Annotated in this window: 12 protein-coding genes and 1 pseudogene; 7 read left to right on the forward strand and 6 right to left on the reverse strand. The window is 62.5% G+C overall.

Annotated features, from left to right (window positions below):
- Positions 1-120 precede the first annotated feature (120 nt).
- Positions 121-1160 (forward strand): annotated as a pseudogene (locus RPMA_RS06230) (lactonase family protein).
- Between the two features lie 231 nt (positions 1161-1391).
- On the opposite strand, the gene RPMA_RS06235 reads toward RPMA_RS06230, so the two are convergent.
- Positions 1392-2648, reverse strand: a complete 1257-nt coding sequence (locus RPMA_RS06235) for an aminotransferase-like domain-containing protein (RefSeq protein ID WP_211912008.1) — start codon at positions 2646-2648, stop codon at positions 1392-1394.
- Between the two features lie 149 nt (positions 2649-2797).
- On the opposite strand from RPMA_RS06235, the gene RPMA_RS06240 reads away from it, so the two are divergent.
- The 4 genes from RPMA_RS06240 (at position 2798) to RPMA_RS06255 (ending at position 8355) form a co-directional block, all read left to right on the forward strand.
- Entirely contained in the window at positions 2798-4525 is a 1728-nt protein-coding gene (locus tag RPMA_RS06240) for a cation:proton antiporter (RefSeq protein ID WP_211912009.1), read from the forward strand.
- Between the two features lie 122 nt (positions 4526-4647).
- A complete protein-coding gene (gene ribB / locus RPMA_RS06245; protein WP_211912010.1) occupies positions 4648-5718 on the forward strand; it encodes a 3,4-dihydroxy-2-butanone-4-phosphate synthase in 1071 nt (356 codons plus the stop codon).
- A gap of 139 nt (positions 5719-5857) precedes the next feature.
- Positions 5858-7063, forward strand: a complete 1206-nt coding sequence (locus tag RPMA_RS06250) for an acyl-CoA dehydrogenase (protein WP_211912011.1) — start codon at positions 5858-5860, stop codon at positions 7061-7063.
- Between the two features lie 359 nt (positions 7064-7422).
- On the forward strand, positions 7423-8355 hold the full coding sequence (locus RPMA_RS06255) for an MBL fold metallo-hydrolase (protein ID WP_211912012.1): 933 nt from the start codon (positions 7423-7425) through the stop codon (positions 8353-8355).
- Here the strand turns inward: RPMA_RS06255 and RPMA_RS06260 are convergent.
- The 4 genes from RPMA_RS06260 to RPMA_RS06275 form a co-directional block, all read right to left on the reverse strand.
- Entirely contained in the window at positions 8340-8501 is a 162-nt protein-coding gene (locus RPMA_RS06260) for a hypothetical protein (RefSeq protein ID WP_211912013.1), read from the reverse strand. The genes RPMA_RS06255 and RPMA_RS06260 overlap by 16 nt on opposite strands.
- Positions 8498-8731: a hypothetical protein gene (locus RPMA_RS06265; protein ID WP_211912014.1), complete on the reverse strand. Its 234-nt coding sequence runs from the start codon at positions 8729-8731 to the stop codon at positions 8498-8500. The genes RPMA_RS06260 and RPMA_RS06265 overlap by 4 nt, the downstream gene beginning before the upstream one ends.
- Positions 8732-8789: 58 nt before the next feature.
- The gene (locus RPMA_RS06270; protein WP_211912015.1) at positions 8790-9629 is read right to left on the reverse strand and encodes a DUF1499 domain-containing protein; all 840 of its coding nucleotides are present in this window, start codon (positions 9627-9629) and stop codon (positions 8790-8792) included.
- 159 nt (positions 9630-9788) lie between these two features.
- A complete protein-coding gene (locus tag RPMA_RS06275; RefSeq protein WP_408056509.1) occupies positions 9789-10310 on the reverse strand; it encodes an SRPBCC family protein in 522 nt (173 codons plus the stop codon).
- A 122-nt stretch (positions 10311-10432) separates the two neighbouring features.
- Here RPMA_RS06275 and RPMA_RS06280 point away from each other — a divergent pair, with 122 nt between their 5' ends.
- Positions 10433-11050 carry a LysE family translocator gene (locus tag RPMA_RS06280; RefSeq protein ID WP_211912016.1) on the forward strand — a complete coding sequence of 206 codons (618 nt, stop codon included), beginning with the start codon at positions 10433-10435 and terminating at the stop codon, positions 11048-11050.
- A gap of 16 nt (positions 11051-11066) precedes the next feature.
- On the opposite strand, the gene RPMA_RS06285 is transcribed toward RPMA_RS06280, so the two are convergent.
- Positions 11067-11876, reverse strand: coding sequence for an N-formylglutamate amidohydrolase (locus RPMA_RS06285; protein WP_211912017.1), 810 nt, complete (start codon positions 11874-11876; stop codon positions 11067-11069).
- A gap of 139 nt (positions 11877-12015) precedes the next feature.
- Here RPMA_RS06285 and RPMA_RS06290 point away from each other — a divergent pair, with 139 nt between their 5' ends.
- Complete coding sequence (locus tag RPMA_RS06290; RefSeq protein WP_408056510.1) at positions 12016-12411, forward strand: gamma-glutamylcyclotransferase family protein; 396 nt, start codon at positions 12016-12018, stop codon at positions 12409-12411.

The raw sequence follows: 12411 nt of genomic DNA on the forward strand, positions 1-12411 counted from the left end.
ACATTGCGGGCAGCGGGATCATCATTCTCTCAACTACAAATCAAGATTGGGGGATCGATGTCCAATGTCTCATCGCGCGTATGTATGGGGATGGCAGTTGCTCTGGCGTGGGGAGCGCTGATGTCATCCGCCAGCGCTGCCACCTTCGTCTATGTCGGCAATTCCGAAAGCCAGGACATCAGTGTTCTCGAACTGAAGCCGAATGGCGACCTCGCCGCCGTCGAGACGGTGAAGGTCCCGGGGCCGGCCAAGCCCGGCGGCTCGCTGCCGCTGGCGATCAGCCCGGAGAAGCATCGGCTCTATGCCGCCTTGCGCAACGAGCCCTATACGGCCGTCACCTTCGATATCGACGCCAAGACCGGAAAGCTGAAGCTGGTCGGGCCGGGGCCGCTGGCCGATTCCATGGCCTATATTTCCGTGGATCGCACCGGCCGCTTCCTGTTCGGCGCCAGTTATGGCGGCAACAAGGTGACGGTGAATGCGATCGGCCCCAATGGCGTCGTCGCAGCAGCGAACCAGATCGTCGATACGCAGCCGAATGCGCATGCCATCATCGTCGATCCCAGCAATCGCTATGTGCTGCATACGAGCCTCGGCGGCGACGTCGTCTATCAGCAGAAACTCGATGCGAAGGCCGGCAAGCTCACGCCCAACGAGCCGCCGACCGTCAGCGTCAAGCCCAAGGGCGGCCCGCGCCATCTCGTATTCTCGCCGGACAAGAAGTTCGTCTATCTGCTCAACGAACTCGATGCCGCGATCTATGTGTTTCCATGGGACGCCAAGTCAGGAACACTGAAGAAGGAAACCCAGGTCGCCAGCGCGTTGCCGAAAGGTTTTGAAGGCAAGCCGTGGGCAGCCGATATCCACCTGACGCCGGACGGCAAGTATCTCTATGCGTCCGAGCGCACCAGCAGCACGCTGGCGGCGTTCCGCGTCGATGCCAAGACGGGCGCGCTATCGTCGATCGGCTCCTATGCGACGGAGAAGCAGCCGCGCGGCTTCGCCATCGATCCACCGGGCGTTATCTGCTCGCGGTCGGGCAGTTGTCCAACAGCATGACCAGCTACGCCATCGACAAGAAGACCGGCGCGCTGCGCAAGCTGCAGGACATGCCGATGGGCAAGAATCCGAACTGGGTGGAGATCGTAACGCTGCCGTAGTTGAAACGCTGGCCTCTCGCTCCCTCTCCCCGTTCTGCACGGGGAGAGGGCGGGGTGAGGGGCGTGGCACGCACGTCGTGTCAGTCGCTAATTTAGCGAGACGCCAGAGAGATTCGAGGATGTGAGGTCAGTAGTTGATCGCGTGCCATGCCCCTCACCCGCCGCGAAGACGCGGCGACCTCTCCCCGCAGAAGGGCGGGGAGAGGTTAAGACCAGCGCGCTTGCTATCCTTTACCCCTGCGTCACATTCGCGATCCGCTCCGGCACGCCGAATTCCTTGCGGCATACATCTGCCAGCACCGCGATGCCCTCGCGGATCTCTTCATGGGAGGGGCTCGCAAAGCAGATGCGGATGTGGCTATGCGCATAGGCCTTGTCCACCGACCATTCCGGTCCCGGATTGATCGACACGCCCGCCCTCAGCGCCGCCTGATAGAGCTGCATCGCATCCACATTGTCCGGCAGTTTCACCCACAGGAAGATGCCGCCCTTCGGCTCCTCGAATTCCGCCGCGGTGCCGAACTGTTCGTTCAGCGCATCCATCAGCGTGTCGAGCTTGGCGCGCAGCCCGCGCGTTGCCTTCGGCACATGGGCGGCGAAATGCGCGGCGCTGTATTCGGCCAGCACCATCTGCTCCAGCGCGCCCGATCCCGCATCGGTCTTCAGCGCCAGCATGTGCGACATGATCTCCCACGGCGCCACGATGTAGCCGACCCGCAGGGCAGGGGCGACCGACTTCGAGAACGAGCCGATATGGATCACGCAGCCGGTCGTATCCAGTGCATGGATCGCCGGCGGTCGCTTGTGATCCCAGATCAGGTCGGCATAGCAGTCGTCCTCGAACACCGGCACGCCATATTCCGCCGACAGCTCCAGCAAGATGCGGCGGTTGCTCTCGGGCATGATGGTGGCGGTCGGGTTCTGCACCGTCGGGATCGTATAGATATATTTCGGCCGGATGCCCTTGGCCTTGAGATCCGCCAGCGCCTCGGCCAGCGCGTCCATCCGCATGCCGTCATCGTCCAGCGGGATGCCGACGATGTTGACGCCCATCCGGGTCAGGCGGTTGATCGAGCCCTGATAGCAGTCGCGCTCGATGATCACGGTGTCGCCGCGGGCGAGCAGCGCCTGGTTGACCAGGTCGAGCGCCTGCAGCGAGCCCGACACCATCAGGATCTCGTCGGAGGTACAATTGATGCCGGCATCGCGCTTCAGCTTGTCGGCGATGAAGTTGCGCAAGGGGAGATAGCCCTGAGGTCCGCTCGCCAGCCCATAAGTGGCCAGCGTATGCCCCTCGCGGGTCAGCGCCGCCTCTGCGGCTGCCTTCAGGTCGGCCACCGGCACCTGTTCGGCATCGTTGTTACCGCCGACGAAACTGTATCTGGCGAGGCCCGTCCATCTGGCTGCGGCGGCCGGCAGGCCTGCAGGCAGCAATGGTGCGTAATCGAACTTTGCCGATCCCTTCGCAGATGCCTTTGCAGATGTCATGGACGTGGTCTCCCTCGGTCATTTTGTTATGTGACAGCCCGCCTCGTTGGACGGTCCGCATGTTCAAGTTGAATTAGCCGGATTTACTGCTTTGCCCTCACGCGCTGCACCATTACAGTGCGGCCCGAAAAGCTAGATTTGGCAGGGGCATGCACGACCTTATCCGCGATATTACCCTATGTATCCTGTTTGCATGGGCCATCGGGCTGGCGGCGCATTTCTTCCGGCAACCCCTGATTCTCGCTTATCTGGTCGCCGGCTTCATCATCGGACCTTACGGCATCAAGCTGGTCAAGTCGGACGAGTCGGTCGCGACCATCTCCGAGCTCGGCTTGATCTTTATGCTGTTCATGATCGGCCTCGAGATCGATCTGAAAAAGATCATCCGTGCTGGCAAGGTCATCCTGATCGCGGCCGGGGCGCAGCTCGTCGCCGGCTGCATATTCGGCGCCGCCTTCTTCATGGCGATAGGGTTGAGGCTCGGTGGCGGCGGCTTCGATGCGCTGTATCTGGCCGTGGCCTGCGCGCTGTCCTCGACGGTGGTGATCGTCAAGGTGCTGTACGAGAAGCGCGAGCTCGACACGCTGCCCGGCCGCATCACGCTGGGTGTCCTGGTGATCCAGGACATTTTCGCCATCATGTTCCTCGCGATCCAGCCGAGCCTCGACAATCTGCAGATCGGCGTCGTGCTGCTGTCGTTCCTGCGGGTCGGCGCGCTGGTGGCGATCGCCTTCGCGCTCAGCCGCTATGTGCTGCCGCCGCTGTTCCATCAGATCGCGCGCCGGCCCGAACTGGTGCTGCTCGGTGCGCTCGCCTGGTGCTTCCTGATCGGCGAGATCGCCGAGCGCCTGCATCTGTCGCGCGAGATGGGATCGCTGGTGGCCGGCGTCGCGCTTTCGACGTTCCCCTATGCGCTGGACGTCACCGCCAAGGTGACCACGCTGCGCGACTTCTTCATTACGCTGTTCTTCGTCGGCGTCGGCATGACCATCCCGGTGCCGGATATGGCGACCATCAAGCTGGCGCTTCTCGTTGCGGTCTTCACGGTCGTCAGCCGCCTCGTCACCACTTTCGTGCCGCTCTATCTGATGAAGCAGGGCCTGCGCGCCAGCCTGCTGCCGGCGCTCAATCTGGCGCAGATCAGCGAATTTTCGCTGGTGGTGCTGCAGACCGGTATCGCGGCCAATCACATCACCAAGGAATGTTCGAGCGCGGCGTCCTTCGCCTTCGTCATCCTTGCGGTGCTGTCGACCTTCGCCATGGTCCAGAGCGACCAGATCACCCGCTGGGCGATCCCGGTGCTGAAACGCTTCGGCCTGCGCGATCTCGATCACGGGCAGGGCGGCGAGGGCGATCAGGTCGAGGTCCACGGCCAGGCCCGCCGCATTGTCATCCTGGGTTTCTATCGCGCAGCCTCGGCGCTGCTGAGCGAGATCGAGCGGCAGAACAAGTCGCTGCTCGACCAGATCAGCGTGGTCGATTTCAACCCGAACGTTTACCGGACCCTGGCCACGCGCGGACTGCATGTGGTCTATGGCGATATCAGCAATGTGGACACGCTGGTCCATGCCGGCGTCGGCAATGCCGAGATCATCATCCTCAGCGTCCCGGATTCCCTGCTCAAGGGCGCCAATAACGAGAAACTGGTTCGCCACGTCCGTTCGATCAATCCGACCGCCAAGGTCATTTCGACCGCGGACATGCTGAGCGATGTCGGCGATATCTACGCCGCCGGTGCGGATTACGTCACCGTCACCCGCCTCAGCGACGCCCATGCGCTCTACGAGGTCATCGAGGCGGTGGACCAAGGCCTGTTGCAGGCCAAGCGCGCGGATCTGGATACGCAACTGGCCGAACGCCGCGAAGTGCTGCCGTAGTTTGTTTTTCCCTTTCCGCCCATTCCGCACTGCGAACCCGCATACCGCCCCCCGTTTCCCCCGGGTTGCACCGCCCACCGCTCTGCGCCATATCACCTGTCACAAAACGCGAGAGCATCCCGATGGCCGATCCGATTTCTGACGTTCTGCAAGCCTTCGCCGCCGGCGAAATGGTCGTGGTCACCGATGACGATGATCGCGAGGGGGAAGGCGACCTCATCGTCGCCGCGCAGTTCTGCAATGCCGAGAAGATGGCCTTCATCATCCGCCACACCTCCGGCATCGTCTGCGCGCCCATCACCACCGAGGATGCCCGCCGGCTGCGGCTCGATCCGATGGTCGTCAACAACGACAGCAATCACACCACCGCCTTCACGGTGTCGATCGACTACAAGCCGGACAACGGCACCGGCATCTCCGCTGAGGAGCGCGCCTCCTGCTGCCGCGCACTGACCAATCCCAATGCCGGCGCCAACGACTTCGCGCGCCCCGGCCATATCTTCCCGCTGATCGCCAAGGATGGCGGCGTGCTGATGCGCTCCGGCCATACCGAAGCCGCCGTCGATCTCTGCAAACTGTCCAATCTCGCGCCGGTCGGCGTCATCAGCGAGCTGATGAATGACGACGGCTCGGTGATGAAAGGCCAGCAGGTCGTGGACTTCGCGGCGAAGCACAAGCTCAAGCACGTCACCATCGCCGACATGATCTCGTATCGTCAGGCGCGCGAGAAGCTGATCGAGCGCGTCTCGACCTTCACCACCGATAGCCCGATCGGTTCCCTGCAGGGCTACTCCTACCGTTCGCCCTTCGATCCGATCCACCACGTCGCCTTCGTTTATGGCAGCGTCGGCGACGGCAAGAATGTGCTGGTGCGCTTCCACAAGCCGAATATCGCGCGCGATACGTTCAACGGCCCGGCGAAGATGAACGTCGTGCTGGAGCGCTTCAAGAAGAACGGCAGCGGTGTGCTGGTATATCTGCGCGATGGCGCCGCCGGCGTTCCCGTCGAGCCGCTCGCCACATCGTCGGAAGCCGACCGCAACCGGCAGTGGCGTGAAATCGGCGTCGGTGCGCAGATTTTGCGCGATCTCGGCGTCACCTCGATCCGCCATCTCACCTCGTCGGCCCACGACTATAAGGGCCTGTCGGGTTTCGGCATCGAGATCGCCTGCAACGAACAGCTTGAAGGCTAAAGGTCCAAGACCTAAAATGCCGCATTCCGCATAGGCCAAAGCCGCTCCGGCGGCTTTGGCTCGTGTGAGAGACATCACGCGCCGGCAAGGAAACAAAAAGCCCGCGCGTCCGATCAATCACGATGTGAAAGGGACTTCGATGAGCGTTAAGGGTAAGGACAAGCCCGCTGCGAATTTTCAGTGGGACGATGCGTTCCTGCTCGATGGGCAGCTCACCGAAGACGAGCGCATGATCCGCGACACCGCGCGCGCTTATGCCCAGGACAAGCTGCTGCCGCGCGTCACCAATGCTTATCTCAACGAGCACACCGACCGTGAGATCTTCAACGAGATGGGCGAGCTCGGCCTGATCGGCGTGACGCTGCCGGAAGACTATGGCTGCGCCAATGCCAGCTATGTCGCCTACGGCCTGATCGCCCGTGAAATCGAGCGCGTCGACTCCGGCTACCGCTCGATGAACTCGGTACAGTCGTCACTGGTGATGTATCCGATCTACGCTTACGGCAGCGAAGAGCAGCGCAAGAAGTATCTGCCCAAGCTCGCCACTGGCGAGTGGGTCGGCTGCTTCGGCCTGACCGAGCCCGATGCCGGTTCCGATCCCGGCGGCATGAAGACCCGCGCCGAGAAGGTGTCGGACGGCTACAAGCTGACCGGCTCGAAGATGTGGATCTCGAACGCCCCGATCGCCGACGTGTTCGTGGTGTGGGCGAAGTCCGCCGCCCATGACAACCAGATCCGCGGCTTCGTGCTCGAAAAGGGCATGAAGGGCCTGTCGGCGCCGAAGATTGGCGGCAAGCTCAGCTTGCGCGCCTCGATCACCGGCGAAATCGTCATGGATGGCGTGATCGTTCCGGAAGAGAACCTGCTGCCCAACGTGTCCGGCCTCAAGGGCCCGTTCGGTTGCCTCAACCGCGCCCGCTACGGCATCTCGTGGGGCGTGCTCGGCGCTGCCGAGGACTGCATGGCCCGCGCCCGCCAGTACACGCTGGACCGCAAGCAGTTCAACCGTCCGCTCGCCGCCACCCAGCTGGTGCAGAAGAAGCTCGCCGACATGCTCACCGAGATCTCGCTCGGCCTGCAGGGCAGCTTGCGCGTCGGCCGCCTGATGGATGAGGGCAATTTCCATCCGGACATGATCTCGGTGGTGAAGCGCAACAATTGCGGCAAGGCCCTCGACATCGCTCGCGTCGCCCGCGACATGCATGGCGGCAACGGCATCCAGATCGAATATCAGGTCATGCGCCACGCGCAGAACTTGGAAACCGTGAACACCTATGAGGGCACGCATGACGTCCACGCGTTGATCCTCGGCCGTGCCATCACCGGCATCCAGGCATTCGGCTGAGCGGAAGTTCTGTTAGCTTTGCGAAATGCCCGGCCTTGCGCCGGGCATTTCTGTTTTTGCGCGCACGTAACTTTGCGCAGCTGCCTGTGGTGTCCCTCCCCCTTGTGGGGAGGGTGGCGCGTAGCGCCGGGTGGGGGTGCACCACGTGACGTCATACCGTGGGGCACCCCCACCCGACCGTCCCAAGTGGGCCGGCCACCTATGGCGGACGAATTCGTCCGCCAGACCCCGCCAGGGGGAGGGAAAACAAGAGTACCATCGCGATACTCAGCGCATGGCAGGCGCGTTTCTGCACCGTTTGCTTTCGCGCATTGTCTTGCTAGTCATCAAGGCAACAACACGCCTGGGAAGGACCGACCATGAGCGCCAAGGACAGCAGCGACAACGACGACATCCCGTTCAACCGCACCTATCCGCTGCAGCCCGGCGTCGTCGATCATGTGCGTCCCGGCGTCCGCCGCGTCCTCTGCAACAATCCGTCGCCTTTCACCTTCACCGGCACCAACAGCTACATCGTCGGCACCGGCAATGTCGCGATCATCGATCCCGGTCCGGACAATGAAGCGCATGCGCAGGCGCTGCTCGATGCGGTGAAGGGCGAGACTGTGACGCATATCATCGTCACTCACACCCATAGCGACCACTCGCCGAACACCAAACGCATCAAGGCCGCCACCGGCGCCACCGTTTATGCGGAAGGCCCGCACCGCGCCTCGCGCCCGCGTTTCGAGAGCGAGAAGCATTCGCCGGAATCCGGCGCCGACCGTGACTTCAGGCCGGATGTGCTGGTGCGCGACGGCGACGTCATCGAAGGCGATGGCTGGGCGCTGGAGGGCGTGGCGACGCCGGGCCACACCGCCAATCACATGGCATTCTCCTGGCGTGAAAAGAACTATCTGTTCGTCGCCGATCACGTGATGGGCTGGTCCACCTCCATCGTCGCGCCGCCCGACGGCTCGATGATCGATTACATGGCCTCGCTGGAGAAACTCGCCGCGCGGCCCGAGGATCTGTATTTCTCCGGCCACGGCCCGGACATTCCCGATGCCCAGCGCTTCGTCCGTTTCCTGATCCGCCACCGCAAGGCCCGCGAGGCCTCGATCCTGCATCGGCTTGCCAAGGGCGAGGCCGATATCCCGACCATCGTGCGCGCGATCTATATCGGGCTCGATCCACGCCTCTCAGGCGCTGCCGGCTATTCCGTGCTCGCGCATCTGGAAGATCTGGTTGCCCGTGGCGTGGTGCTGACGGAAGGCGATCCGGTGATCGGCGGAAGCTATCGCGTGGCGTGAGGCGCCGGGTCGCGGGCTTTTCGTTCAGCCTCACGCGCGCGGGCGGTTTCGGCGCGCAGTTTGGGAGATTCATAGCGCACGATTGCGATCATCAGAATCGTACAAATCAGCGGCCAAAGAATTACGGCGATGTCGAGGAGCGTCAATCTTCCAACTCCCTGATTTCGGCCCTTCCGGCCAAATGAAACAGGATGCTGCCGATCAGGCAAACCAACGCAATTAGCGAGACCACAGAAACATCGGTGGCAGAGGAGAGGGCTCCAATAAGACGCGCAACCATTGGCCCCACCGCTCCAACAGATATAAGCCCAACCGATACCGAATTAAACCATCCGGCCTTCAGCTTCTTCAATTCGTTCCGCGCAGCCTTCCCCATCAATGCAATCTAAGATTGTTTGTTTAGATTGGCTAGCGGTATTTGGCAACGTCCCCGCCTACTTCTTCCCCTTCACCGCCCCCTTTGCCGCCGGGGTTGCCTTCTGCTTCGGTGCATTGTCCACGGCCGTATTGATATCCTCGATCAGCTTCGCCACGCGCGATGCGTTGCTGCCGAAATCGCCTTCGAAATAGCGAGAGGATGAGCGGATATCGACGCGCGAGCCTTCGCCATCCGCCACGAAGCGGATCGAGACGTCTTCGCGAAACCCCATGATCGGCGTGCGCGCCACCGCCTCGATGCGGCCCATTCGGCGCGGCGGCAGCGGTGCGCGCTCGTCGATCACCAGCCACTTGCGCTTGTTGACCAGCGCCAGCGTCACCTCATAGGCGCGTTGCACCGGCACTTCGAGTTCGATGGGCTCGATATCGGGGTACGCGATGCGCTGCTGCTCGGCGGAATACAGGCCGGCATAGACGGCGGAATTGGTGCCGTCTCCGCTGCGCAGCCGCGCCAGCGCCTCGAAGCGCGGCGGATCGATCGGGTCGGTGCTGATGTCGTGGATCTTCGGCAGCTTGTTATACTGCCAGGCGAGGTAACCGGGATAAGCGAGGATCACCGCATCCAGCAGCAGCGCCACCAGGATGGCGCTCATGCCGCGCGAGCCGTTGTGCCAGATCGCCGCAAAGCCGGCGAGCGCCACCAGGATCGACAGGCCGGCCAGGCCGAGCGCGCCGACAAACGTCATCAGCGCCGGCTTCACCTCGAGGAACCCGAACCGCACGATGATGATCGAGACCACCGCCGCCACGGCGGAAAACACCGCCAGCCGCCGGGCCCACAGCGCCAGGATAGACATCGGCTCCGACTGATAGGCGGAGGAAAACCTGCGGGCCATGGATCACTTCTACCAAGGGGGAGCCAAGGGGTAGGCAAAGGGTATGCAAGGCGCATCGCGCCGTTCCGAACAGACGCCTGAAGACCATGCCGGGGCGTGAAATTCAAGGTGCTTGGTCGATGGATCGCCTTGTTTAGAATGGATGTGCGGCCGCCGACTTCATGCGCCCGGCAGCTTGATCCCCAGTGCCTTCAGTGCCGCAAGCATGCGCTCCGGCGGCGCCATCTTGATCTTCGCGATCTTGCCGGTTTCCAGCAGGCTCTTGAGGTTCGACAGGATCGCCGGCCAGCCGGTGCGTCCGCCGGACAGGATGTCGTCACTGAGTTCGCGGTCCTGCGATTGCGTGAGCGTGAGCTTCACGGCTTCGCCGGCCTGTTCGATCTCGTAGGTCACCAGCGTCGATCCGAGCGCGTCGACAAGGCCGGGCCAATTCAGATCGAAGGTCACAGTGAGCGTGCGCGGCGGATCATACGCGATCACTTCGCCACCGATATGCAGCGAGCCATCCGGCATCAGCACGCGAAACGCCCCGCCGATCTTGTCCTCGACCACGACATCGAACCCGTGGAAATAGGCGCGGCTGAATTCCGCCGATGTCAGCGCCTGCCAGACTTTCTCCGGGGTCGACGCGATATAGATTGTGTAGACGATGGCGGGTTTGAATTTGGCGGTATCGATCATCGCATCCATCCTTTCGGCCATCCGCGCAGGCAAGCAAATGACGGCCGATCCGGCAAGGTCGTTTTGCGTCACTTGTGAGGTCTGATACGCTTCATCAAAGAAGACGCCTCACGGAAACGCCCATGTCCCTGCAAGTCTATCTCACTTTCGTGGTCGCCTGCATTGCGCTGGCGCTGCTGCCCGGCCCGAATGTCACGCTGGTGATCGCCAATGGCCTGCGCTATGGCACGCGCGCTGCGCTGGTGACGATCGCGGGCACGCAGATCGGTCTTGCCGTCGTCATCGCCATTGTCGGCTTCGGCCTCACCACCATGATGGCTACCATGGGCTATTGGTTCGACTGGGTGCGCTTCATTGGCGCCGCCTATCTGGTCTGGCTCGGCATCAAGCTCGTCCGCGCGCCCATTGAGGGGATCGATACCGATACGCCGCCGCTTCCGCCACGCGGCGGCTTCTTGCTGCAGGGGCTCGGCGTGCTGCTCAGCAATCCGAAAGTGCTGGTGTTCTTCGGGGCTTTCATCCCGCAATTCGTCAATCTCGAGCAGAACCACTTTCTGCAGGTCGGCATTCTCGGCGCGACCTTCATGGTGGCGGCAGGTGTGACCGATGTCGTCTATGCCGTCGCTGCCGGCCGCGCACGAAAGTTCTTTTCGGCCAGGCGTACACGGCTGCTGTCGCGCATCTCCGGCGGCTTCATGATCGGCGGCGGCGTGTGGCTCGCGCTGACGCGGGCGCGGTGACAGCAAAGCGTGGTGATCAGAGATGTGACGCTCGCGGTGTCACCAGCGTCGCCTCGATCTCGGTGAAAATTCGCACCAGGCGCTCCGCCCATTCCGCCTGGCCGCTTTCCTCGGTGATCAGGTCCTGACGGATCTCGATCCCGGTATTCACCAGGCCGCGTCGCTCGCCATGCACGGGGATCGTGTAGTCGGTGGCATCCGAGACGGCATAAGGCTCGTTGTCGCCCACCACCAGATCGCCCTCGGCACGCAGGTGCTGCAGCAACAGCGGTGGCAGTCTGCGATCATGCTGATACAGCGTGCCGATGTGCCAGGGGCGCTTGATGCCGGCATAGACGGGCGTGAAACTGTGCAGTGACACCAGGATCGTCGGTTGCCCGGCTGCGCGCCGTGCGTCGATCACTTCGTCGATGCGGCGGTGATAGGGATCGAAGAACAGTGCGCGACGGCGTGCCTTGGCCTCCTGCGTGAGGCCGTCATTGCCGGGAATTGTAGTGGCTTCGCTGATCAGCGGGATCGAACTGACCGCTTTCGGTGGCCGGTTGCAATCGATCACCAGGCGCGAATAGCGCTGGGCGATGAGATGCGCGTTCATCGCCGCCGCGACACGCTCGGCGACGCCGGCAATGCCGATATCCCAGGCGATATGGCGCGTGAGTTCATCCCTGGGCAGGCCGAGATCGCCGAGTATGCGCGGGATGATGCGGCCGTAATGGTCGCAGGTGAAGAGGAAGGGTGACGTGCTACCCGGATTCACGTCGTGAACGGGATCGACCTCGTCGGTATCGAGATTGAGTTCAGGGGCGGCAGCGTGATCCAACAGCATGTCTCGTGATCGCGATCATGATTCCCCAAACAATATAGCGTGGCGATCGGGTATTTGAATGTTCAGGGCAGCAACATTTGACGGTAATATCCCGCATTATTTGTTTGCGGGTTAAGCGTTTCACGGTTTGAAGGGCATCATGTCGGAATTGATTTTCGTCTATGGCACGCTGATGCGCGGCTTCGATCATCCGATGTCGAAACGGCTGGCCGCTGGCGCTGATTTCCTCGGCGAAGCATCGTGCCGTGGCAGGCTCTACATGATCGCGCATTATCCGGGCCTGCTGCATGCGATCGCCGAAGATGATGTCGTTTATGGCGACCTGTTCCGGATGCGCGATCCCGACACCTTGCTCGCGGTGCTCGACGACTATGAGGGGATTGGCCCGGAGCAGGAGCAACCGCAGCTCTATCTGCGCGAGCTGCTGCCCGTGACATCAGGCGATGGCAGTGTCACGCAGGCCTGGACCTATATCTACAATCGCCCGGTGATCGAGACGAAGCGCATCGCATCCGGCCGCTTCCTCGCGCCCTGA

It is taken from the genome of Tardiphaga alba (genome assembly GCF_018279705.1).
Taxonomy (GTDB): Bacteria; Pseudomonadota; Alphaproteobacteria; order Rhizobiales; family Xanthobacteraceae; genus Tardiphaga; species Tardiphaga alba.

What these genes read in the sequence shown, in the direction of transcription:
- RPMA_RS06290 (WP_408056510.1), top strand. Translation starts at nt 12,016, where the DNA reads ATGTCGGAATTGATTTTCGTCTATGGCACGCTGATGCGCGGCTTCGAT.
- RPMA_RS06235 (WP_211912008.1), bottom strand. Translation starts at nt 2,648, where the DNA reads ATGACATCTGCAAAGGCATCTGCGAAGGGATCGGCAAAGTTCGATTAC.
- RPMA_RS06250 (WP_211912011.1), top strand. Translation starts at nt 5,858, where the DNA reads ATGAGCGTTAAGGGTAAGGACAAGCCCGCTGCGAATTTTCAGTGGGAC.
- RPMA_RS06285 (WP_211912017.1), bottom strand. Translation starts at nt 11,876, where the DNA reads ATGCTGTTGGATCACGCTGCCGCCCCTGAACTCAATCTCGATACCGAC.
- RPMA_RS06240 (WP_211912009.1), top strand. Translation starts at nt 2,798, where the DNA reads ATGCACGACCTTATCCGCGATATTACCCTATGTATCCTGTTTGCATGG.
- ribB (WP_211912010.1), top strand. Translation starts at nt 4,648, where the DNA reads ATGGCCGATCCGATTTCTGACGTTCTGCAAGCCTTCGCCGCCGGCGAA.
- RPMA_RS06270 (WP_211912015.1), bottom strand. Translation starts at nt 9,629, where the DNA reads ATGGCCCGCAGGTTTTCCTCCGCCTATCAGTCGGAGCCGATGTCTATC.
- RPMA_RS06280 (WP_211912016.1), top strand. Translation starts at nt 10,433, where the DNA reads ATGTCCCTGCAAGTCTATCTCACTTTCGTGGTCGCCTGCATTGCGCTG.
- RPMA_RS06265 (WP_211912014.1), bottom strand. Translation starts at nt 8,731, where the DNA reads ATGGGGAAGGCTGCGCGGAACGAATTGAAGAAGCTGAAGGCCGGATGG.
- RPMA_RS06275 (WP_408056509.1), bottom strand. Translation starts at nt 10,310, where the DNA reads ATGATCGATACCGCCAAATTCAAACCCGCCATCGTCTACACAATCTAT.
- RPMA_RS06255 (WP_211912012.1), top strand. Translation starts at nt 7,423, where the DNA reads ATGAGCGCCAAGGACAGCAGCGACAACGACGACATCCCGTTCAACCGC.